The sequence below is a fragment of the Pseudomonas sp. MWU16-30322 genome, assembly GCF_020515535.1.
Lineage (GTDB): Bacteria > Pseudomonadota > Gammaproteobacteria > Pseudomonadales > Pseudomonadaceae > Aquipseudomonas > Aquipseudomonas fluorescens_H.
This window is the reverse complement of record NZ_JAIWYL010000004.1, coordinates 103,500-124,375: the sequence shown is the minus strand read 5'-3', so window position 1 is coordinate 124,375 and position 20,876 is coordinate 103,500. Positions and strand designations below refer to the sequence as shown.

Annotated in this window: 19 protein-coding genes, 5 tRNA genes and 1 pseudogene; 7 read left to right on the top strand and 18 right to left on the bottom strand. The window is 59.9% G+C overall.

Annotated elements, in window-relative coordinates:
• Nucleotides 1-88: 88 nt before the first annotated feature.
• The 8 genes from LCH64_RS09135 to gltX all read right to left on the bottom strand — a co-directional run bounded on the left by LCH64_RS09135 (nt 89) and on the right by gltX (nt 4,370).
• Nucleotides 89-538 carry a thioesterase family protein gene (locus LCH64_RS09135; protein ID WP_103520446.1) on the bottom strand — a complete coding sequence of 150 codons (450 nt, stop codon included), beginning with the start codon at nt 536-538 and terminating at the stop codon, nt 89-91.
• Between the two features lie 46 nt (nt 539-584).
• Nucleotides 585-1,418, bottom strand: coding sequence for an alpha/beta fold hydrolase (locus LCH64_RS09130; RefSeq protein ID WP_003226446.1), 834 nt, complete (start codon nt 1,416-1,418; stop codon nt 585-587).
• Nucleotides 1,419-1,448: 30 nt separating this feature from the next.
• Nucleotides 1,449-1,988 carry a TetR/AcrR family transcriptional regulator gene (locus tag LCH64_RS09125; RefSeq protein ID WP_045122549.1) on the bottom strand — a complete coding sequence of 180 codons (540 nt, stop codon included), beginning with the start codon at nt 1,986-1,988 and terminating at the stop codon, nt 1,449-1,451.
• A gap of 181 nt (nt 1,989-2,169) precedes the next feature.
• Nucleotides 2,170-2,245, bottom strand: a tRNA-Glu gene (locus LCH64_RS09120).
• An 80-nt stretch (nt 2,246-2,325) separates the two neighbouring features.
• A tRNA-Ala gene (locus LCH64_RS09115) sits at nt 2,326-2,401 on the bottom strand.
• Nucleotides 2,402-2,454: 53 nt separating this feature from the next.
• Nucleotides 2,455-2,530: transfer RNA gene (locus LCH64_RS09110), tRNA-Glu, on the bottom strand.
• A gap of 79 nt (nt 2,531-2,609) precedes the next feature.
• Nucleotides 2,610-2,685, bottom strand: a tRNA-Ala gene (locus LCH64_RS09105).
• Between the two features lie 203 nt (nt 2,686-2,888).
• Entirely contained in the window at nt 2,889-4,370 is a 1,482-nt protein-coding gene (gene gltX, locus LCH64_RS09100; protein ID WP_103484287.1) for a glutamate--tRNA ligase, read from the bottom strand.
• A gap of 231 nt (nt 4,371-4,601) precedes the next feature.
• On the opposite strand from gltX, the gene LCH64_RS09095 reads away from it, so the two are divergent.
• Both LCH64_RS09095 and LCH64_RS09090 read left to right on the top strand, forming a co-directional pair.
• Complete coding sequence (locus tag LCH64_RS09095) at nt 4,602-5,651, top strand: HlyD family secretion protein (RefSeq protein WP_103522046.1); 1,050 nt, start codon at nt 4,602-4,604, stop codon at nt 5,649-5,651.
• Between the two features lie 49 nt (nt 5,652-5,700).
• Entirely contained in the window at nt 5,701-7,191 is a 1,491-nt protein-coding gene (locus LCH64_RS09090; protein ID WP_226500278.1) for an MDR family MFS transporter, read from the top strand.
• A gap of 227 nt (nt 7,192-7,418) precedes the next feature.
• Here the strand turns inward: LCH64_RS09090 and uvrB are convergent, their stop codons facing one another.
• Complete coding sequence (gene uvrB, locus LCH64_RS09085; RefSeq protein ID WP_003226454.1) at nt 7,419-9,434, bottom strand: excinuclease ABC subunit UvrB; 2,016 nt, start codon at nt 9,432-9,434, stop codon at nt 7,419-7,421.
• A gap of 337 nt (nt 9,435-9,771) precedes the next feature.
• Here uvrB and LCH64_RS09080 point away from each other — a divergent pair, with 337 nt between their 5' ends.
• Nucleotides 9,772-10,968 (top strand): amino acid aminotransferase, encoded by a 1,197-nt coding sequence (locus tag LCH64_RS09080; RefSeq protein ID WP_223007820.1) that lies wholly within the window; start codon nt 9,772-9,774, stop codon nt 10,966-10,968.
• A gap of 226 nt (nt 10,969-11,194) precedes the next feature.
• Nucleotides 11,195-11,395 carry a hypothetical protein gene (locus LCH64_RS09075; protein ID WP_003226457.1) on the top strand — a complete coding sequence of 67 codons (201 nt, stop codon included), beginning with the start codon at nt 11,195-11,197 and terminating at the stop codon, nt 11,393-11,395.
• Here the strand turns inward: LCH64_RS09075 and LCH64_RS09070 are convergent.
• Complete coding sequence (locus LCH64_RS09070; protein ID WP_003226459.1) at nt 11,392-11,622, bottom strand: hypothetical protein; 231 nt, start codon at nt 11,620-11,622, stop codon at nt 11,392-11,394. The genes LCH64_RS09075 and LCH64_RS09070 overlap by 4 nt on opposite strands.
• A gap of 227 nt (nt 11,623-11,849) precedes the next feature.
• Here LCH64_RS09070 and LCH64_RS09065 point away from each other — a divergent pair.
• Nucleotides 11,850-11,925, top strand: a tRNA-Asn gene (locus LCH64_RS09065).
• 122 nt (nt 11,926-12,047) lie between these two features.
• On the opposite strand, the gene LCH64_RS09060 is transcribed toward LCH64_RS09065, so the two are convergent.
• The 3 genes from LCH64_RS09060 to xth form a co-directional block, all read right to left on the bottom strand.
• Nucleotides 12,048-13,574 carry a nucleobase:cation symporter-2 family protein gene (locus LCH64_RS09060; RefSeq protein WP_003226461.1) on the bottom strand — a complete coding sequence of 509 codons (1,527 nt, stop codon included), beginning with the start codon at nt 13,572-13,574 and terminating at the stop codon, nt 12,048-12,050.
• A gap of 241 nt (nt 13,575-13,815) precedes the next feature.
• The gene (locus LCH64_RS09055) at nt 13,816-14,643 is read right to left on the bottom strand and encodes an arylamine N-acetyltransferase (RefSeq protein ID WP_226500027.1); all 828 of its coding nucleotides are present in this window, start codon (nt 14,641-14,643) and stop codon (nt 13,816-13,818) included.
• Between the two features lie 100 nt (nt 14,644-14,743).
• Complete coding sequence (gene xth / locus LCH64_RS09050; protein WP_003226468.1) at nt 14,744-15,538, bottom strand: exodeoxyribonuclease III; 795 nt, start codon at nt 15,536-15,538, stop codon at nt 14,744-14,746.
• Between the two features lie 108 nt (nt 15,539-15,646).
• Between xth and LCH64_RS09045 the strand changes: the two genes are divergently transcribed.
• A complete protein-coding gene (locus tag LCH64_RS09045) occupies nt 15,647-16,249 on the top strand; it encodes a GNAT family protein (protein WP_226500277.1) in 603 nt (200 codons plus the stop codon).
• 89 nt (nt 16,250-16,338) lie between these two features.
• A complete protein-coding gene (locus tag LCH64_RS09040) occupies nt 16,339-16,644 on the top strand; it encodes a hypothetical protein (protein ID WP_003226473.1) in 306 nt (101 codons plus the stop codon).
• A 77-nt stretch (nt 16,645-16,721) separates the two neighbouring features.
• Here LCH64_RS09040 and LCH64_RS09035 read toward each other — a convergent pair whose 3' ends face one another.
• From LCH64_RS09035 to LCH64_RS09015, 5 genes and pseudogenes are all read right to left on the bottom strand, one after another.
• A complete protein-coding gene (locus tag LCH64_RS09035; protein WP_226500026.1) occupies nt 16,722-18,290 on the bottom strand; it encodes a sensor domain-containing diguanylate cyclase in 1,569 nt (522 codons plus the stop codon).
• 236 nt (nt 18,291-18,526) lie between these two features.
• Nucleotides 18,527-19,051, bottom strand: coding sequence for a hypothetical protein (locus tag LCH64_RS09030; protein ID WP_003226478.1), 525 nt, complete (start codon nt 19,049-19,051; stop codon nt 18,527-18,529).
• Complete coding sequence (locus LCH64_RS09025; RefSeq protein ID WP_226500025.1) at nt 19,048-19,776, bottom strand: alpha/beta hydrolase; 729 nt, start codon at nt 19,774-19,776, stop codon at nt 19,048-19,050. The genes LCH64_RS09030 and LCH64_RS09025 overlap by 4 nt, the downstream gene beginning before the upstream one ends.
• 3 nt (nt 19,777-19,779) lie before the next feature.
• Nucleotides 19,780-20,035, bottom strand: a pseudogene (locus LCH64_RS09020) (PAAR domain-containing protein).
• Nucleotides 20,036-20,154: 119 nt separating this feature from the next.
• Nucleotides 20,155-20,820, bottom strand: coding sequence for a ribonuclease T2 (locus LCH64_RS09015; protein WP_003226484.1), 666 nt, complete (start codon nt 20,818-20,820; stop codon nt 20,155-20,157).
• Between the last annotated feature and the right edge of the window lie 56 nt (nt 20,821-20,876).

Genomic DNA, 20,876 nt, shown 5'->3' with positions numbered 1-20,876 from the left:
GTGGGAGCGAGCTTGCTCGCGAAAGCGGTGTATCAGTTGATGCAACCGTCACTGGCCCACCGCTTTCGCGAGCAAGCTCGCTCCCACATTAGAGCTGCACTGTTTCTGGATTTTGGATCGCCGGGCCATAACCCTCGATGAACTCCGCCGGCATGCGCTTGGGCTTGCCGGTAGACAGTTCGATGCAGACGAACGTGGTTTGGGCGCGCAGTAAAGTGGCGTTGTCGCTGGGGCGGATCAGCTGGAAGTGGCGGGTCATTTTCAGGCGCTGATCCCAATCGACGATCCAGGTCGCCAGTTGCAGCTCGTCGCCTTCGTAGGCAGCCGCCAGGTAATCGATTTCGTGGCGCACCACGGCCATCGCCCGGTCCAGGCGCCGGTACTCGACCAGATCCAGCCCCAGCCGCTGCGAGTGGCGCCAGGCGCAGCGTTCGAGCCAGGTCACGTACACCGCGTTGTTCGCGTGGCCCAGCCCGTCGATGTCCTCGGCGCCTACTTGCAGATCAATGGTGAACGGCGTTGCCCGATCCCAGCCCATGCCCCACTCCCGGTCAGATTATTCAACCGGGGCAGTGTAACGGATGTCAGGCCGATTGCCGCGCCTGAAGGCTGCGCCCCGCCAACAGTGATAACACCCCATCAACCACCCGAGGGTCGGCCAGCACTCGCTGGTGGCCGCCGCTTTCCAGGCGCAGCAGACGACTGTCGAACCATGATTCGTGGATCAGTTGCGATTCCTTGACCGAGACGAAGGTGTCGTCCTCGGCATGCACGATCAGGCCCGGCATATCCAGTTGATAGTGCGCGACATCGAGGGTCGCGGCACGCATGCCGACGTCCTGCTCGACCTGGCGGATGAACGCCGAGCGCGCCCGCGGTGGCATGCCGACATAGCGGGCAAAACCGCGCAGCACGCCGAGAATCCGCGCGGGAGCTGCGATGCTGACGAGGGTTTCGGTGCGCAGGCCCAGTTGCACGGCAAGCATGGCGCTGGCGCCGCCCATCGAGTGGCCGATGACGGCTTGAAGAGGTGGCAGTTCCGCAGCGGCTTCGAGCATGGCGCGGGCGAACAGCACGACATTGGCCTCGCGCCCGGGTGAGCGGCCGTGGGCCGGGCCGTCCAGCGCGACAACGGTGTAACCGGCCTCGACCAGCGCGGTGATCAACGCCGCAAACTGCGTGGGTCGCCCTTCCCAGCCGTGCATCAACAGCACCGCCGGTCCCTGGCCCCAGCGCAGCGCCGACAGGCCGAAACGCAGCGTGATGCGTTCGGCGCTCGCCAGCAGCGGCAGCTCCCAATCGCGCAGCGGCAGCGAACGTGGCGTCATGAACGCCTGACGCATTTTGCTTGCTACCCGCTGCGGTGCAATCCAGCCCAAGGTGCCATTAACGCCACGAACCCACTTCAACGTGTTCATCGCTCTCTCCTCAGGCGTGTTGCCTTCAGGTCAACGCACCGCCGACTTGGCAGCGCGCAGCAATCGATCGGATAAATCGCCCGGGCCAAGCGCGCGTGCCAACGCCAGACCACCCACCATCAACGCCACATCGGCCAGTGCTTTGTCGGTGTCCTCGGGGCTGGACGCCAACTGCGCAATCATCAGTTCCAGGTGTTCGTTCAGCGCGATGCGAAACGACTCCGGCAAACGTCCCAGCTCGCCGATCGAGGCCGGAATCGGACACGCGGCGTCGCTGGAATCCCGATGCTTGCGCGACAGGTAGAACGCAGCGACCAGGGCGCGACGCTCTTCGCCGGTCAGCTCGGAGTCCATGTCGGCAATCAAGTCGCGTCGACGTCCCAGCAATTGCTTGAACGCCTCGAGCATCATGGCGTCCTTGCTTTCGAAGTGCGCATAGAAACCTCCGACGGTCAGGCCTGCAGCGCCCATCACTTCGCCCACGCTGGGATCTGCTGGGCCACGCTGGATCAGTGCGGCGCTGGCAGCCTTGAGGATGCGTTCGCGGGTTTGAGCTTTTTTATCGTTCATCGTTGCCTCCGAATATTACGACTAGAATATTATTCGCATAATAATATTCTGCAAGTCGAGGATATGACCGCTGGTCTGAAGCACAGTGTAAGGAAAAAGGAGATTTGGCCAAATGCCAGACAAACAAAAGGGCCATTCAATAATTGAATGACCCTTATAAATCCCGCAGAGCGGGTAATCGTGGCGTCCCCTAGGGGACTCGAACCCCTGTTACCGCCGTGAAAGGGCGGTGTCCTAGGCCACTAGACGAAGGGGACACAAACCCTTCTATACAGCTGATCAGTGCTGAGATCTGATCTGATTCAAGGCCGGTGTGGCCAGACCTTGAACTGTAAATTGGTGGAGCTAAGCGGGATCGAACCGCTGACCTCCTGCATGCCATGCAGGCGCTCTCCCAGCTGAGCTATAGCCCCGGATTTTTCGCCTCGCGGCGGAGTGACATCTTGCAACATCACTTCTGTAAAACTGGCGTCCCCTAGGGGACTCGAACCCCTGTTACCGCCGTGAAAGGGCGGTGTCCTAGGCCACTAGACGAAGGGGACGCAAACCCTTCTATACAACTGATCAACGCTGAGTGTTGATCGCTTCGGAGCCGGTGTGGCCAGGCTTCGAAGTGTAAATTGGTGGAGCTAGACGGGATCGAACCGTCGACCTCTTGCATGCCATGCAAGCGCTCTCCCAGCTGAGCTATAGCCCCTCATCGTTGATGTCATCGCTGAGGACGGGGCGAATCTTAAGGGCGTATCGAAAGCCTGTCAAACTTATTTTTGAAAAATTTCAAAGTTTTTTGTCGGCATAACAATCACTTACCGCCCTCCCCCCGAAAATCCGGGGGAAAAACGCCGAAGGCCGGAATCAAACGATCCCGGCCTTCGGTGGTTACTGCAGAGTCAGACGTGCTCAGGCAATCGCGCCCAGCAGCTTTTCCCACTCTTTGTTTTCTTTCTTCGACACACCGCCCAGCAGGTCGATCGCCTGGCGCAGACGGAAACGGGTCAGGTCCGGGCCGAGGATTTCCATTGCATCGAGCACCGACACCGAACTGGCCTGCCCGGTGATGGCGGCAAACATCAGCGGCATCGCGTCACGCAATTTCAGCTCGAGGGATTCGACCACTGCCTGAATCGTTGCGGTGATGTTGTCCTTCTCCCACTGCCGCAGGCTTTCCAGCTTCCACAGGATCAGTTGCATCAGTTGACGCACCTGGTCACCCGAGAGCTTTTTCGACTCGAACAGCTTGGCATCCGGGTTCACGCCACCGGCAAAGAAGAAGCCGCCCAGCGGTGCAACCTGGCTGAAGGTTTCCACGCGACCCTGCACCAGCGGTGCGATCTTCATCATGTATTCGGAGTTGAACGCCCACTTCTGCACGCGTGCGGCGAACTCTTCCACCGGCAGGTCACGCAGCCACTGACCGTTGAGCCACGACAGTTTCTCGATGTCGAAGATCGGCCCGCCGAGCGACACGCGCTTGAGGTCGAAGTTGTCGACCATTTCCTGCAGCGAGAACTTCTCGCGCTCGTCCGGCATCGACCAGCCCATGCGACCGAGGTAGTTGAGCATCGCTTCCGGCATGAAGCCCATGCGCTCGTAGAACGTCACCGAGGTCGGGTTCTTGCGCTTGGACAGCTTGCTCTTGTCCGGGTTGCGCAGCAGCGGCATGTAGCACAGCTCCGGTTGTTCCCAGCCGAAGTATTCGTACAGCAGAATCAATTTCGGCGCCGATGGCAGCCATTCTTCGCCCCGCAGCACATGGGTGATACCCATCAGGTGGTCGTCGACCACGTTGGCGAGGAAGTACGTCGGCAGGCCGTCGGTCTTCATCAGCACTTGCATGTCCATGCGATCCCACGGGATCTCGACATCGCCGCGCAACATGTCCGGCACTACGCAGACGCCTTCGGTCGGCACTTTCATGCGGATCACGTGCGGTTCGCCAGCCGCCAGACGGGCCGCGACCTCTTCCTTCGACAGCAGCAGCGCGCGGCCGTCGTAACGCGGGGTTTCGCCGCGCGCCATCTGCTCGGCGCGCATCTGGTCCAGCTCTTCAGCGGTGCAGAAGCACGGGAACGCGTGGCCCATGTCGACCAGTTGCTGGCAATACTTCTGATAGATATCGCCACGCTCGCTCTGCCGATACGGACCGTGCGGGCCGCCAACGTCCGGGCCTTCGCTCCAGTCGATACCCAGCCAGCGCAGGGCGTCGAAGATCTGCTGTTCGGACTCGCGGGTCGAACGCAACTGGTCAGTGTCTTCGATGCGCAGGATGAACTCACCGCCATGCTGCTTGGCAAAGCAGTAGTTGAACAATGCGATGTAAGCGGTACCTACGTGGGGGTCCCCGGTAGGCGATGGCGCGATGCGAGTGCGGACGGTGGTCATGGCATGTCTCGAAAAGAATGAAAAGCAAAGAACAATCAAGCCGCGAATGGTAACAGGCGACACCCGCCCCGCTCCAGCGGACAGGGCATTTAAGCCAAGTTTGCGTCTGTAACGCCCATAGACCGTGGTGACGGGCCGAATATCAGCCATTGGCATTTACCGTTTATCGGCTGTATGCCAGATTCAGCCGCAGAGAACTTTCCTTACAATTCCTCGACTACAGTTTGCCTCATGCCTGCCCAACTCAAGCGTCGCCTGTTTATTTTCCTGCTGCTGGTTCTGTTGATTGCCGGGGGCTTCTTCGCCCATTGGTTTTTCAAGGGCCGGTTTTACGAAAGCACCGATAACGCCTATGTCCAGGGCGAGATCACCCGCGTCTCCAGCCAATTGAGCGCACGCATCGACGAAGTGCTGGTGCAGGACAACCAGCATGTGGAAAAGGGCCAGTTGCTGGTGCGCCTTGAACCCGCTGATTTCCGCCTGGCCGTCGATCGCGCCAACGCCGCCCTCGCCACCCGCGAAGCCGAGCGTTTGCAGGCACAGAGCAAGTTGACTCAGCAGGCCAGTCTGATCGCCTCCAGTGACGCACAAGTCGCCGCATCGCAGGCCACGCTGGGCCGCTCGCAGGTCGATTTGTCGCGCGCCGAAACCCTGCGCAAACCCGGTTACGTTTCCGAGGAGCGGGTGACCACCCTCTCCGCTGACGCCCATATCGCCCGCTCGCAAGTGGCAAAGGCCCAGGCCGATGCACAGAGCCAGCGCCAGCAGGTCAACGCACTGACTGCCGAGATCAAACGCCTCGACGCGCAGATCGCCAACGCCCGCGCCGATCTGGCGCAAGCCGAACTCAACCTGACCCGCAGCGAAATCCACGCGCCGATTAGCGGCATGGTCGGCCAGCGTGCTGCACGCAATGGCCAGGTGGTGCAGGCCGGCGCCTATCTGCTGTCGATCGTCCCCGATGAAGACATCTGGGTGCAGGCCAACTTCAAGGAAACTCAGATCGGCCGCATGCTCCCCGGACAAAAAGCCGAGCTGACCTTCGACGCCTACAGTGACACGCCGATCGAAGCACGGGTCGACAGCCTGTTCGCCGCCTCCGGTGCGCAGTTCAGCCTGCTGCCGCCGGACAACGCCACCGGCAACTTCACCAAAGTCGTGCAGCGGATTCCGGTGAAACTGACGTTCAAGGCCGACAACCCGCTGCACGGCAAGATCCGCCCGGGCATGTCGGTCACCGCCACCGTGAATATCAAAGACGCCCCAGACAATGGCCGGTGATTCGCTGATCCGCCCGGTCGGCGAACCGACCCGGCGGGACTGGATCGCGGTGATGAGCGTAATGCTCGGCGCCTTCATGGCAGTGCTCGACATTCAGATCACCAACTCTTCGCTCAAGGACATTCAGGGCGCGCTGTCGGCGACGCTGGAAGAAGGCTCGTGGATTTCCACCTCATACCTGGTCGCGGAAATCATCATGATCCCGCTGACCGCGTGGCTGGTGCAGCTGCTCTCGGCGCGTCGGCTGGCGGTGTGGGTGTCGCTGGGTTTTCTGATTTCATCCTTGCTATGTTCGATGGCCTGGAGCCTCGAAAGCATGATCGTCTTTCGTGCCATGCAAGGCTTCACCGGCGGCGCGCTGATTCCGCTGGCGTTCACCCTGACCCTGATCAAACTCCCCGAACACCACCGCGCCAAAGGCATGGCGATGTTCGCCATGACCGCGACCTTCGCCCCGTCCATCGGCCCGACACTGGGCGGCTGGCTCACGGAAAACTGGGGCTGGGAATACATTTTCTACATCAACATCCCGCCGGGGCTGATCATGATCGCCGGACTGATGTACGGACTGGAAAAGAAGGAAGCGCACTGGGAACTGCTGAAAAGCACCGACTACACCGGGATTCTCACACTGGGTGTCGGCCTCGGTTGTCTGCAGGTATTTCTCGAAGAAGGCCATCGCAAGGACTGGCTCGAATCGAACCTGATCGTGACCTTGGGCAGCATTGCCCTGCTGAGCCTGATCACCTTCGTCATCGTGCAGATTTCCAAACCCAATCCGCTGATCAACCTCGGCATTCTGCGCAATCGCAACTTCGGCCTGTCGAGCATTTCCAGCCTCGGCATGGGCGTCGGCTTGTATGGCTCGATTTATCTGCTGCCGCTGTACCTGGCGCAGATCCAGAACTACAACGCCCTGCAGATCGGTGAAGTGATCATGTGGATGGGCGTGCCGCAGCTCTTCCTGATTCCGCTGGTGCCGAAGCTGATGAAGTTCGTGTCGCCGAAGTGGCTGTGCACCTTGGGCTTTGGCTTGTTCGGGCTGGCGAGTTTTTCGTCGGGGGTGCTCAACCCGGATTTCGCCGGGCCGCAGTTCAATCAGATCCAGATCATCCGCGCGCTGGGTCAGCCGCTGATCATGGTCACCATTTCGCTGATCGCCACGGCGTACATCCTGCCGCAGGACGCGGGGTCGGCATCGAGTCTGTTCAACATCCTGCGCAACCTGGGTGGTGCGATCGGCATTGCCCTGCTCGCCACGCTTTTGGATGCGCGGACCAAGACCTACTTCGATTATCTGCGTGAGTCGATTGTGCCAACCAACCCGCAAGTGGCCGAACGCATGGCCTCAATGACCGACCGGTTTGGCAGCGACACCGCGGCGCTGGGCAAGATGAGCGAGATCGTGCATCAGCAGGCGCTGATCATGGCCTATAACGATGCGTTTCACTTTGTCGGGATTGCGCTGGGGATCAGCATGCTGGCGATTTTGCTGACCAGAAAATTGCCGGCGGGGTTGAAGGCTGGGGAAGCTCACTGATTTCTGTGGTGTCTGCACTGGCCTCTTCGCGAGCAAGCCCGCTCCCACAAGTTTCTTTGGTGATCACACATTTTGTGCACACCATCAATCCTTGTGGGAGCTGGCTTGCCAGCGATGGGGCCAAGTCAGTTCTCACAGGCTTCTTTGGTGATCACACATTTTGTGTACACCATCAATCCCTGTGGGAGCGGGCTTGCTCGCGAAGAGGCCCGGTCAGACGATGAAGATCAAACCGCCAACAGCCGCTCGCGAAGTTTGGCAATCTCATCGCGCATCTGCGCCGCCGCTTCAAATTCCAGATCCCGCGCCAGCTGATACATCTTCTCTTCCAGCGCCCGAATACGCTTGGTGATTTCGCTCGGCGAGCGCAGTTCGGCTTCGTACTTGGCGCTTTCTTCGGCAGCCTTGGCCATGCCCTTGCGCTTCTTGCTGCGCGAGCCGGGTACGGTGGCGCCTTCCATGATGTCGGCGACGTCCTTGAACACACCCTTCGGCGTGATGCCGTTTTCCAGGTTGAAGGCGATCTGCTTGTCGCGACGACGCTCGGTCTCGCCAATCGCCCGCTCCATCGAGCCAGTGATGCGATCAGCGTAGAGAATCGCCCGGCCATTGAGGTTCCGCGCCGCCCGGCCGATGGTCTGGATCAGCGAGCGCTCGGAACGCAGGAAGCCTTCCTTATCCGCGTCGAGAATCGCCACCAGCGACACTTCCGGCATGTCCAGACCTTCACGCAGCAGGTTGATCCCCACCAGCACATCGAAGGTGCCGAGGCGCAGATCGCGAATGATCTCGACCCGCTCGACCGTGTCGATGTCCGAGTGCAGATAACGCACGCGCACGCCGTGGTCGGCGAGGTAATCGGTGAGGTCTTCGGCCATGCGTTTGGTCAGCGTGGTGACCAGCACCCGCTCCTCGACCGCCACGCGTTTGGTGATTTCCGAGAGCAGGTCATCAACCTGGGTCAGCGCCGGACGCACTTCAACCTGCGGGTCGACCAGACCGGTCGGGCGCACCACTTGCTCGACCACGCGCCCGGCATGCTCGGCCTCGTAGTTACCCGGGGTCGCCGAGACGAAAATGGTCTGCGGGCTCACCCCTTCCCACTCGTCAAAACGCATCGGCCGGTTGTCCAGCGCCGATGGCAAGCGGAAGCCGTATTCGACCAGGGTTTCCTTACGCGAACGGTCACCCTTATACATCGCGCCGACTTGCGGCACGCTGACGTGGGATTCGTCGATCACCAGCAAGGCGTCGGCCGGCAGATAGTCATACAGCGTCGGCGGCGCGGCACCGGCCGGGCGCCCGGACAGGTAGCGCGAGTAGTTTTCGATGCCGTTGCAGTAACCCAGTTCGAGGATCATTTCCAGGTCGAAACGGGTGCGCTGTTCAAGGCGCTGGGCCTCGACCAGTTTGTTGTTGCTGCGCAGGTATTCGAGGCGCTCCTGCAACTCGACTTTGATGTGCTCGATGGCGTCGAGCAGGGTCTCGCGCGGCGTCACGTAGTGACTCTTCGGGTAGAAGGTGAAGCGCGGCATCTTGCGGATGACTTCGCCGGTCAGCGGGTCGAACGCGGAAATGCTCTCGACCTCGTCATCGAACAGCTCGATGCGGATCGCTTCTAGATCGGACTCCGCCGGATAGATGTCGATCACATCCCCGCGCACCCGGAAGGTCGCCCGGGCAAAATCCATGTCGTTGCGGGTGTATTGCAGATCGGCCAGACGCCGCAGCAAGGCGCGCTGATCGAGTTTGTCGCCGCGATCGACGTGCAGCACCATCTTCAAATAGGTTTCCGGGCTACCCAGACCGTAGATGCACGACACCGTGGTGACGATGATCGCGTCCTTGCGCTCGAGCAACGCTTTGGTCGCCGACAGACGCATCTGCTCGATGTGGTCGTTGATCGACGCGTCCTTCTCGATGAAGGTGTCGGACGACGGCACATAGGCTTCGGGCTGGTAGTAGTCGTAGTAGGAAACGAAATACTCGACCGCGTTGTTCGGGAAGAACGCCTTGAACTCGCCATACAGTTGCGCGGCGAGGGTCTTGTTCGGCGCCAGCACCAGCGTCGGGCGCTGTACCTGCGAGATGACATTGGCGATGCTGAAGGTCTTGCCCGAGCCGGTCACACCGAGCAGCGTCTGGTGCGCCAGCCCGGCTTCGATGCCCTCCACCAATTGGCGGATGGCTTCAGGCTGATCGCCGGCGGGCTCGAAGCGGGTGACTAGCTGGAATTCGGACATACACACCTCTGGGATCGCGGCTCGCGCAGAAAACAGCCGAGCCACGGGGATGACCGCAAACGACCGTTGTCGCCCAAGGAAAAACGAAGATTGTGCTCAATGTGGAGCCGATTGCCTCGCCTTTCAAGGCAAACGTCCTACATCCGGTAAAGTCTCTGACAGAGTCAATAGACTAACGGTCAAGAAATAATCGGAAAAACTTGCCTGAAAAGCTGAATCGCCTGTCGCCATCGCTCAGTGATGGCCTCTATACTAGCTCCCCGTTTGTGCACCGCTCTAGTGCATTCGGCTGGAGCGCGACACGTCCCTCCACTCTCCATTCAGAGCCGCCGTAATAATGAGCCTGTTCTCCGCTGTCGAAATGGCACCCCGCGATCCAATCCTGGGCCTCAACGAAGCATTCAACGCCGATACCCGGACCACCAAGGTCAACCTGGGTGTAGGTGTTTACTGCAACGAAGAGGGGCGAATTCCCCTGCTGCGCGCGGTGATCGAAGCCGAAACCATTCGCGCTGCTCAGCACGCCTCCCGTGGCTATCTGCCGATCGACGGCATCGCGGCCTACGACCAGGCGGTGCAAAAGCTGCTGTTCGGTAACGACTCGCCGCTGATCGCTGCCGGTCGCATCGTCACCACTCAGGCTGTCGGCGGTACCGGCGCACTGAAAATCGGTGCCGACTTCCTCAAGCAACTGCTGCCGAACGCCGTCGTGGCGATCAGCGACCCGAGCTGGGAAAACCACCGCGCGCTGTTCGAAACCGCTGGCTTCCCGGTGCAGAACTACCGTTACTACGACGCTGCCACCCACGACGTGAACCGTGCCGGCATGCTCGACGACCTCAACGCCCTGCCGAACGGCTCGATCGTTGTGCTGCACGCCTGCTGCCACAACCCGACCGGCGTCGACCTGACCCCGGCCGACTGGAAAAACGTTCTGGAAGCGGTCAAGGCCAAAGGTCACGTGCCGTTCCTCGACATGGCTTACCAGGGTTTCGGCGACGGCATCGACGAAGACGCGGCGGCTGTGCGCCTGTTCGCTGAATCGGGCCTGACTTTCTTCGTCTCGAGTTCGTTCTCCAAGTCGTTCTCGCTGTACGGCGAGCGCGTTGGCGCCCTGTCGATCGTCAGCGAATCGAAAGAAGAAAGCGCGCGCGTGCTGTCGCAGGTCAAGCGTGTGATCCGTACCAACTACTCCAACCCGCCGACCCACGGTGCAAGCATCGTCGCCGCTGTGTTGAACAGCCCGGAACTGCGCGCCCAGTGGGAAGCGGAACTGGCAGAAATGCGTCTGCGCATTCGCGGCATGCGCGAGCAGATGGTTGCCCTGCTGGCCGAGAAAGCCCCACAGCGTGACTTCAGCTTCGTCGGCCGTCAGCGCGGCATGTTCTCCTACTCCGGCCTGACCACCGAACAGGTGCACCGCCTGCGTAACGAGTTCGGTATCTACGCCCTGGATACCGGCCGCATCTGCGTCGCGGCACTGAACCAGAGCAACATCAAAGCGGTCACGGATGCGATCGTTCAGGTCATCTGATTTCGCCTGGCAATGAAAAACGGGAAGCCTTGGGGCTTCCCGTTTTTTATTTGTCCGAAGGAATGCAACATTCCCTCTAAACTGCACACAAATCTGAATTGTGGGAGCGGGCTTGCTCGCGAAAGCGGTGTATCAGCCAAAGATCATGGCGACTGACCCGACGCTTTCGCGAGCAAGCCCGCTCCCACAGGTTTCGTATATATCCAGGAATTCTGTGAGAACCCAAATGAAAAACGACAACCTGCGCGCCGACCGAGACGATCTGGATGATTTCATCCCTCGCACCACGGCCAAGCGCGACAAGAGCCTGGTACTGCAAGTCGCAGCGGGCGTGTTCCTTGGTGGCCTGGCCTTGTGGCTGGTGCAACTGGCCGCCACCGCGGCTTATGCCAAGCTGATGCTCGGCACCATCACTTTCGGCGGTTAAGCCAGTTCCGTCGCACGCTGACTGGCCGCATCGTCATAGGCGACGTACAGCGATTCGGCGATCTGGCTTTTGATTGCCTTGGTGCTTTCCAGGCCGAGCACGAAACCTTCGGCCTTGCCGCCGGCGCGATTCAACTCTTCAGCGGTGCTGGCCTGGGTAATCGCGTCGAAGAGTTTCTCGGCGTGCGGGCCGACCCCTTTGGGCAGGCTGATCTGCGTGACGCTCATACGAACACCTCGCGTGAAAGAGAAATCAGAACGGTTTGAGTCATGGCGCGTACCTTTTGGCGAATGGCCGGCAGCGCGTGTGTCCACTTCCGGGCAGCCATGGTAGACCTGTGAGGCGGTTCTGGTAATCGCTAATCGCTGACAAAGCACCGTCCGTCCTGCTCAAACCAGAAATTTTATATCCCGTGCTTGACTTCTCTTTTTGAATCAGTAACATACGCACCAATTCCGCAATAGCTCAGTTGGTAGAGCAAATGACTGTTAATCATTGGGTCCCTGGTTCGAGTCCAGGTTGTGGAGCCAAATAGCAAAGCCCCTGAATCGAAAGATTCAGGGGCTTTTTTGTGGGCGATGGAAAATCTGCTGCGAAACGAAAAGGGCCGATCTGTCTCACAACAGATCGGCCCTTTTCATGCATTCAGCGATCAGACGTGTTCGCTGCTCTTCACTTGGGGCTTCGGCGTACCGTGACCGTGGTCATGATCGGCATCGACCTCGATCACCGGCACTTCCTTGCCATCGCAATCGTGCAGCTTACCGTCGCTGAAGTAATCGCCTTCACGCAGCGCCGCCAGGTCGCGATAACGCAGGGTGCGCTCTTCCGCTGCGGCAAACACCGACTGCTGGTCCGAATTGCCGGCAGTGAAGTGGTTGAAAGTCAGGTTCAGCACGATCGCCATGATCGCCGACGAGCTGATGCCCGAGTGGAAAATGGTCGCGAACCAGCTCGGGAAATGATCGTAGAAGTTCGGTGCGGCAATCGGGATCATTCCGAAGCCGATCGAGGTTGCGACGATGATCAGGTTGACGTTGTTGCGGTAATCGACCTTCGACAGCGTGCGAATCCCGCTCGCCGCCACCGTCCCGAACAGCACGATACCGGCACCGCCCAGCACTGACGTCGGCACCGCAGCGATCACCCGCCCCATGAACGGCAGCAGGCCGAGGATCACCAGGAAAACACCGCCGGTGGCCACGACATAACGGCTCTTGATTCCGGTCACCGCCACCAGCCCGACGTTCTGCGCGAAGGCGCTCTGGGTGAACGAACCGAAGATCGGCGCAAACATGCTCGACAGCATGTCCGCGCGCAGACCGTTGCCCAGGCGCTTGGAGTCGACTTTGGTGCCGATGATCTCACCGACCGCCAGAATGTCTGCCGAGGTTTCCACCAGCGTCACCATGACCACAATGCACATCGACAGGATCGCGGCGAAGTGGAAGGTCGGCATGCCGAAGTGAAACGGCGTCGGAAAGCCGAACATCGGCCCTTGGGCGACACCGGAGAAATCCGCCATGCCGAGGAACACCGCGAGAATCGTGCCGATCACCATGGCCAACAGGATCGACAAACGCGAGATGGTCGAGCTGCCGACCTTGCTCAACAGCAACACCAGTACCAGCGTCACCGCCGCCAGACCGATGTTCTGCATGCTGCCGAAGTCCGGCGCATGGCTGTTGCCACCCATGGCCCAACGCGCGGCCACCGGCATCAGCGTCAGACCGATGGTAGTGATCACGATGCCGGTTACCAGCGGTGGGAAAAACTTGGTGATTCGCGAGAACACCGGGGTGATCAGCAAGCCGATCAACGACGCGGCAATCACCGCGCCCAGCACAGACTGGAAGCCGCCCTCCCCGCCACTGCTGACGATGGCAACCATGGTCGCCACACCGGAGAACGACACACCCTGCACCAGCGGCAACTGACAGCCAAAAAACGGTAGACCCAGGGTTTGCAGCAGTGTCGCCAGCCCCCCCGCAAACAATGAAGCAGCAATCAACAAACCAATGTCCGCCGGCGACAGCCCGGCCGCCTGGCCGATGATCAGTGGCACCGCAACGATACCGCCGTACATGGTCAGAACATGTTGCAGGCCGTAAGCCATATTCGCGCCGACCCCGAGATTTTCGTCCTCGGGCCGTTGGTGTGAAACATGGGGCGTTTTCATGTGGGGGGTTCCCTGGTTTTTGTTATGCGCACACTGTATTCAATACTCGTGACAAATGTCCATAGAGTTGTATACAACTTATCAGTCACATAATGGATAGGTAGCCATCCAAGCTTCTATCCCGGCGCTTCGATCCCCCACAAATCCGGGAACACACCCACTCCTGTCCCCGGTTTTTATCTCACCAGGCTGATAGTGTTCATGGCGACCAGCGGCGCTCAATTAGACCCGTGTCGCATGGTCAGGCTGGCAGAATCATCCGCCCCAGCGCCTGGCGCACATGCGGCTGGTCAGGCACGCGCAGGCCGAATTCCTGCTCCAGCACTTCAAGCAGTTCATCGACATCCGCCACCTCGCGTCGCTCGCTGGCGGCGCCCATATGATGAATCGCGAAACTGCCGTTGTTCAGGGTCCGGCGCCAGCCATCGCCAGTGCGCGCAACCATCAGCCGCTGAGCAAACGGTGATTCCGGATGAGTCGATACGTACCAGTTGCCGAGGGTGTAATCGATGTCTTCCTGGCGTTGCAGATCAAACAGGTACATCGCGCGCCATTCGCCGGCGACATTGGCGCGCAGCATGTAGCCATCGGCCTGTTTCTCGATGCGATAGGACTCGTGCGGCGTCGCCTGTTCAGCCTCGGTATCGAGCAGCAGCGGCGCGGTCGGCACCATACCGCCAAAGCCGACGTCGGTGATGTAGCGCTCGCCATCGATGATTACCAGGCTCAAGCGATGGGTACGCGCCGTCCACGTGCCTTCGGGTTGCGCCAGCACCACACGCCCGGAGATGCCACGGGCGTCGAAGCCCAGCTCCAGCAATAACGCCAGAAACAGATTGTTCAGCTCGTAGCAGTACCCGCCACGGCCACCGTGGAGAACCTTTTGTTCGACCGACGCCAGATCGATCAGCACCGGTGCACCCGTGATCGTCGACAGATTCTCGAAGGGAAAGATGCCGGTATGGCGCAACTGCAACTGCCGCAGGGTTTCCAGCGTCGGTGCCGGTGGGGCATCGAAGCCCAGGTGTTGCAGGTACAACGTCGGATTCGCCAGACGTGGCTCGCTCATTGCTCAGTCCTTTTGCATGTGGCCGCGGATCGCTGCGCCGCTGGCCGACATGTATACGGGATTGGGCGCCGATTCCGACAATTGATTTCGCCAATCAACGTTACCGACGTTTGCGCGAACCGATGCGAATCCAGGTCGGCGCATGGTCGCTGGCATGCGGTTCGTTGCGCACCCAGGCGTCTACACCGGCTTCGTGCAAGTACGGGCTGAGTGCCGGATTGAGCAGCAGATGATCGATGCGCAGGCCAGAGTTGGTTTGCCAATGCTGACGAAAGTAATCCCAGAACGTGTAGAGGCGATCGTCGGGATACAGATGGCGCAGCGAATCGGTCCAGCCCTGATCAAGCAGCCGTTGATAACACTCGCGGCTTTCGGGTTGCAGCAGCGCATCCTTGAGCCACGAGCGGGTGTTGTAGATGTCCATGTCGGTGGGCACCACGTTGTAATCGCCAGCGAGCACCACCGGATGATCGCTGCCTTGCAGATCCTTGGCGTAGCGGATCAAGCGCTCGAACCAGGCCAGTTTGTAGTCGAACTTCGGCCCCGGCTGCGGGTTGCCGTTGGGCAGGTACAGGCAGCCGACCAATACCCCGTGCACCGCCGCTTCCAGATAACGACTGTGCTTGTCCTCGGGATCGCCCGGCAGGCCGCGGCGGCTCTCCAGCGGTTGCGCATCGCGGGCGAGGATCGCCACCCCGTTCCATGACGCCTGACCGTGCCAGATCGCGCCATAACCGGCGGCTTCAAGTTCAGCTACCGGAAACGCACTGTCGACTGACTTGAGTTCCTGCAGGCACGCGATGTCCGGTTGCTCGCGCTTGAGCCACTCCAGCAGGTTCGGCAAGCGTGCGCGCAGGCCGTTGACGTTGAACGTGGCGATCCGCAGGTTTTTCATCGTCCAGACTCCGGCGACAAGGTGTGAAAATTGTGACTCTGTAGCGGCGACGGTGGTTGCATCGGATCAACCGGCTGCGGCGTAATAGGCGCTCGCCACTGCCCCAAACTGCCGAGACCTGCTCCCAGGCTCACCACGCTGCAAGGCCCGCGCATCCTCCTGCGCCCGCTTCAGTACACCGACGCCGACGCCCTGCTCCAGGCCGCCGCTGACGGCGAACTGTGGAACCTCACCGTCACCGTGGTGCCTTCGGCGAGCACCATCGACAGCTACCTGAAGAAGGCCCTGGACGGCCGCGACGCCGGCACGGTCATGCCCTTTGTGATTGTGTTGAAGGATAGCGGCGAGGTCATCGGCTCGACCAGTTTCTGGAAGATCGACCCGCTCAATCGCAAGCTGGAAATCGGCAGCAGCTGGATCTCCGCGCGCTGGCAGAAATCCTTCGTCAACACCGAAGCCAAATACCTGATGTTGCGTCACGCCTTCGAGGTGCTCGACTGCGTGCGAGTGCAGTTCACCACCGACGAGAACAACCAGAAGTCGCGCAACGCGATTCTGCGCCTCGGAGCGCAACAGGAAGGCATCGTGCGCCACGAGCGGATCATGCCGGACGGGCGCAAGCGCAACTCGGTGCGCTTCAGCATCATCGATGACGAGTGGCCGCAGGTGCGTCAGGCGCTGGAGCAGAAACTGGCTGACGACAGGCGCTGAGGCTGAACAACCGCTCGTCAGCCAATCGGCACCAACGGGCAAAAGTGTCAGACCAAAGTCAGGTAACCGACCCTTACTGGAGACGTACCATGACCACACGCACCCTCACCTCTTTGTTGCTCGCCGGCCTGCTCGCCGCCACCTCGGCTGCCAGCTTCGCGGCGAACGACAGTTCTGGCACATCGAGTACCAACCCCGACGTCAACAAAAGCACGCCTAAGCCGCCGGACAACACCCCGGGTGCGCCTGCCGGCAGTAACGGCGCTGGTAGCCCTGGTTCTGGCAACGGCACCGGCACCAACGGCGGCGCCATGGGTTCGGGCTCCGGCGCTGGCGGTGGCACAGGCGCGGCCGGGGGCGGAACCGGCGGTGCGGGCGGTGGCTCGGGCAGCTGAACGAACCGGCGTTACGGTTGGTGATGAGACCCGCGTGAGGGAGCTTGCTCCCTCACCCTTTTTGAAGCGTCGAAACGTCAGCGATCCGAACGAATCAACTCGGCAAAGCCTGCATCCAGCGACAACACCGCCGCGCGATTGCGGCCGGCATTTTTCGCCTGATACAGCGCTGCGTCAGCCCGCTGGATAAACACTTCGAGGCTGTCATTGCCGCTGGGAATGAATGAATAGCAGCCCAGGCTCACCGTCAGATACCCGGTCGGCGAGCCGCTGTGGGTGATGCGTTTGTCCATCACGCTGCGACGGATCTGCCCGGCAATCGCCAGCGCGCCGTTGATGTCGGTGTCCGGCAACAGCACCGCAAACTCCTCACCACCGTAACGCACCGCCAGGTCAGACTTGCGCTGGGTACAATTCTTCAGCACCTGCGCCACCTGCGTCAGGCAGTGATCACCCGCCACGTGACCGTAGGCATCGTTGTAGCGCTTGAAGAAATCGATATCGAGCATGATCAGACCGACCGGACTCGACTGCCGTGCGCCCCGGGCGAATTCGATCTCCAGAGATCGCTCGAACAGCCGCCGGTTTGCCAGCCCTGTCAGGCTGTCGTGGGTAGCGATCTGCTCCAGTGCGCGCTGCGCCTTGCGCAGGTTTTTCTCGATACGCTCGCCGTCGCGCACCTGATGAATGAACACCCAGCCGAACAGGCCGACGCCAAGAATCACCAGCGCCACAATCACGCTGGACTGAAAGGCCCGCTCATACCAACCCTTGAGAATCGTATCGCGCGATGACGCCGCCGCGACCACCAGCGGATACGACGCCAATTGCCGGTAGCCGTACAGACGCACCACGCCATCGACCACCGACTTGATCATCGCGGTACCGGCCGGGGCTTCGGGCAACAGCTTCTGGTAAATCCTGCCTTTGGCCAGCGACGAACCGATCAGGCCTTCGTCGAACGGCCGCCGCGCCAGCAACGTGCCGTCCTTGAGGCCGAGAAACATGATGCCGTTGTCATCGAGGCTGAAGCTTTTGAAGAACCGGTCGAAGTACGCCATCTTGATCCCGGCCATCAGCACGCCCTGGAAATTGCCGGCACGGTCGTTGATGCGTTTCGAGATCGGGATGATCCACTCGCCATTCTCACGGCTGCGAATCGCCGGGCCGATGTGCGCCACGGAGGACACGTTCTGCTGGTGAAACTTGAAGTACTCACGGTCGGCCACACCATTGCCACGAGGCAGATCCGTAAATGACGTGATCACCCACTGACCGTCGCGATCGAACAGGAACATGCCATGCAACTGTTCCAGTTGTTGCACCCGACGCGCGAAGGTTTTTTGCAGACGTGGTCGTTGCGCGGCGCCGTAACCATCGTCCTCGACCCAATCGACCAGGCTGGTGAGCACCAGATCGGCGGCCAGAAACGTGTCTTCGGCCTGCTGCGCCATGGCCCGGGTCAGGTTGGTGGAGGCGATCTGCGCATTTGCCAGATCCTGGCGTCGGGTCTGCTCCAGTTGCAGATACAGCAAGCCGGACAGGCACAGGCACACCGCAACGATGAACAGCGCTGCCGCCTTGCGCAGCGGCAGGCGTTTAAGCGTGCCGGGAGTCTGATGCGGATCGTGAATGGGGATTGGCAAAAACGTGTCCTGGGCAGGTACGACAGGGGCCGCAGCCCGAAACCCTTACTTTTCGTGAGCGTAGCCCACCGGGGTGCGCACAGCAAACCCGCCGCGCCAACACTCGCCCGCCCCGTTGTATCGGCGCGCAAGAGATTTGGATGAACGCTGTGCCTCGATTTATTTTCAGTTGTGGTTTTGCGCGTGATCACCCTAGCGTATATGCGCCGGGCAATCGCGTGGGGCACCGATTACGCCTATCGGGGTTTGTTGATTTCGCGCAGCAGGTCCGCAACTGGCAGGTTCATGGTGTTTGAGTAGTAGGGTTTGTAGCCGTACGCGGTGACGACGACTTTGCAGGGGATTTGTTGTTTGTTGGCGAGGAGGTGATTCAGTTCTGTCACTGAAAGATTTCTCTCAGAACTTCGGTTGCTGGAAGTTTCACTGAGGAATGCGCGAGTAAGGTAGGAAAACTTTCCCTTGTTGTTTTCATTTTTTTCCGACCGTATCAAACCGGAGGCGGAAAACTGTATGGCTTTGCCTACTGAGAAATCATGATCATCCGCCAATGCGCAATGAAGCATGCCCGAAATCATCCCAACTCGCTCCCCGCGATCAAAAAGATCCAACACATCAACGTCCGACTGATACCGGATGATGTATAGCAGCGACTTTTCTCTTTCCACAGATTCGAAGCTCAGGTTTGCGGGAGGCTTTGTGTGGTCTTTCGCACAACCTGAGCAAATAACGAGCAAGCAACAAATGAGCACCCTGTACATCATGGAAAATCCTTCATGATTGAGTCGAAAAGCATATCGGCTGCCGATTTGCTCCCCGCGATACGGGCAGTAAACAACCCCAATGCATTTGCATGATTAGTGTCTACATTGACGTTCAATGAAGGGCCACAGGAGATAAGCCACTTTTCACCAAAATCAGCGACCCCATCTGACGAATCTCTTTTAGTTGGCATCGCTTTGATATTGATCCAGTCGGCAGCAATTGGATTGGGGCGTTCGCGATAAATATCCGACCCCAACCAGATCAGGGCCCCTTCACCCACGGGATCAAGGGTAATCAGCATCTGAATCCTGTAACCCCATTCCGACATGATCTTTGTCAGATGCGCACCGTTCCACCCACCGAGGCTATGACCCACGATATAGACAGGACAGCTCTTGTAGGGGATCAGACTCAAGACATGTCGCTGAATATCCTGTTTTCCTCTGACTTCGTTATAGCCCAGCCACTCAGACTTATATTTACCCTCCTTTGCCAAGCTTGTCGTGCGCTCATCAAAGTCCTGCCGTGCCTCTTGGATGTTTCCATAAGGCCCCGAAAAATAATAACGTTCCTTATCCCCAGCGCCTCCGACGAAAACAACAATCGCCTTGGTACTCTCCACCGGCACCTGCTTGTCACTGACATCCTTCTTATCCGTCAGCGCATGTTCCTTGTGCAGCTTGTAATTGTTGCCTTTCGCGCACGTTACTGTTTCAGCGGCCATGCCTCACTCCTCCAAAAACAGCTTGATGGTTTCAGGCAGGTGCGAGCTGACTTCGTGGGTGAACCCGTTAGCGTCAGACACCCCGTGTTCCAGACGCCCGTCTGCACGCTGGATCACGTAGGGATGATTGGGCCAATCCGTCGAAATTCACATTCGGCGAGCCACTGGCAATCGGATTGGTGCCATGTCCCGGGAGCGGGCAGGCGGTTGGATCGGTGACGCGGGCGGCGGGTTTCCGCTCATGAACAGCTCCTTGCAGTGTTGCGGGTCATCCTTTGGGGGGCGCAAGCATGCGTGAATTTTCCGGGTGCTTCAAACCTTCAGGCGAAAAAAAGGCGCCTGCTTGGGCGCCCTTTCCTGTTCGTGAAACCGCTCACATCAACGCGACGGCGGTACCCGAATATCTCCCGCCCGGCACTGGGTCTTCACGCCCTTGCCGCACGCGCCGAACTGCAGATCCTTGCCCATGCACACTCGCACTTCCGAGAGTTCCGGGCCGCTGCAGATCACCGCGATGCCATCCGCCGGGATCCCCGGGTTGGCCTTGCGGAACAGGTCGGCGATTTCCTGGGCTTCGAAGTAGTACGAGGAACTGAACGGTTGCAGCTCTTGCGGGATTTTCACCGCGCCGACCGCTTTGTCCGCTTCGTCCAGATAACCCATCGCGCCCAGACCGCTGCAGGTGCCGTGCTTGGACCATTCGTGGTCAAGCAGTTTCTTGGTCGGGAACAGCGTCAGGCCTTTGGTCGTTTCCGCCGCCGACAACGTGGTCAGCGGTGGGCAGGACTCCGGCCAGCCGCCATTGGCGTATTGCGGCCACAGACCATGCAGCACAAAACCGTAGCCCTTGCCGGAACACTGCACGTCGTCCTTGTGTGTCAGGCAAAAGGTCGGCGACCAGGACAGCGTCAGCAGGTAGTAATCGAACTGCCCCGCCACCGCTTCCGTTTGCACCTTGCTGGCGTTCGACTGACGCGCCGAACTGAGGCCGATGCTACCGGCCGTCAGCGCAATCACTGCCAAAATTGTAAACAGCTTTTTCATCTACCCGCTCCTTGGGACGCCTGCGTCCGTGGTTTTCGATCCTGACCAGACTTGGC

Bases quoted from the DNA above. Each gene is read 5' to 3' on its own strand.
- LCH64_RS09135 (WP_103520446.1), bottom strand. From the start codon at position 538: ATGGGCTGGGATCGGGCAACGCCGTTCACCATTGATCTGCAAGTAGGC.
- LCH64_RS09130 (WP_003226446.1), bottom strand. From the start codon at position 1,418: ATGAACACGTTGAAGTGGGTTCGTGGCGTTAATGGCACCTTGGGCTGG.
- LCH64_RS09125 (WP_045122549.1), bottom strand. From the start codon at position 1,988: ATGAACGATAAAAAAGCTCAAACCCGCGAACGCATCCTCAAGGCTGCC.
- gltX (WP_103484287.1), bottom strand. From the start codon at position 4,370: ATGACCACCGTCCGCACTCGCATCGCGCCATCGCCTACCGGGGACCCC.
- LCH64_RS09095 (WP_103522046.1), top strand. From the start codon at position 4,602: ATGCCTGCCCAACTCAAGCGTCGCCTGTTTATTTTCCTGCTGCTGGTT.
- uvrB (WP_003226454.1), bottom strand. From the start codon at position 9,434: ATGTCCGAATTCCAGCTAGTCACCCGCTTCGAGCCCGCCGGCGATCAG.
- LCH64_RS09080 (WP_223007820.1), top strand. From the start codon at position 9,772: ATGAGCCTGTTCTCCGCTGTCGAAATGGCACCCCGCGATCCAATCCTG.
- LCH64_RS09075 (WP_003226457.1), top strand. From the start codon at position 11,195: ATGAAAAACGACAACCTGCGCGCCGACCGAGACGATCTGGATGATTTC.
- LCH64_RS09070 (WP_003226459.1), bottom strand. From the start codon at position 11,622: ATGAGCGTCACGCAGATCAGCCTGCCCAAAGGGGTCGGCCCGCACGCC.
- LCH64_RS09060 (WP_003226461.1), bottom strand. From the start codon at position 13,574: ATGAAAACGCCCCATGTTTCACACCAACGGCCCGAGGACGAAAATCTC.
- LCH64_RS09055 (WP_226500027.1), bottom strand. From the start codon at position 14,643: ATGAGCGAGCCACGTCTGGCGAATCCGACGTTGTACCTGCAACACCTG.
- xth (WP_003226468.1), bottom strand. From the start codon at position 15,538: ATGAAAAACCTGCGGATCGCCACGTTCAACGTCAACGGCCTGCGCGCA.
- LCH64_RS09040 (WP_003226473.1), top strand. From the start codon at position 16,339: ATGACCACACGCACCCTCACCTCTTTGTTGCTCGCCGGCCTGCTCGCC.
- LCH64_RS09030 (WP_003226478.1), bottom strand. From the start codon at position 19,051: ATGATGTACAGGGTGCTCATTTGTTGCTTGCTCGTTATTTGCTCAGGT.
- LCH64_RS09025 (WP_226500025.1), bottom strand. From the start codon at position 19,776: ATGGCCGCTGAAACAGTAACGTGCGCGAAAGGCAACAATTACAAGCTG.
- LCH64_RS09015 (WP_003226484.1), bottom strand. From the start codon at position 20,820: ATGAAAAAGCTGTTTACAATTTTGGCAGTGATTGCGCTGACGGCCGGT.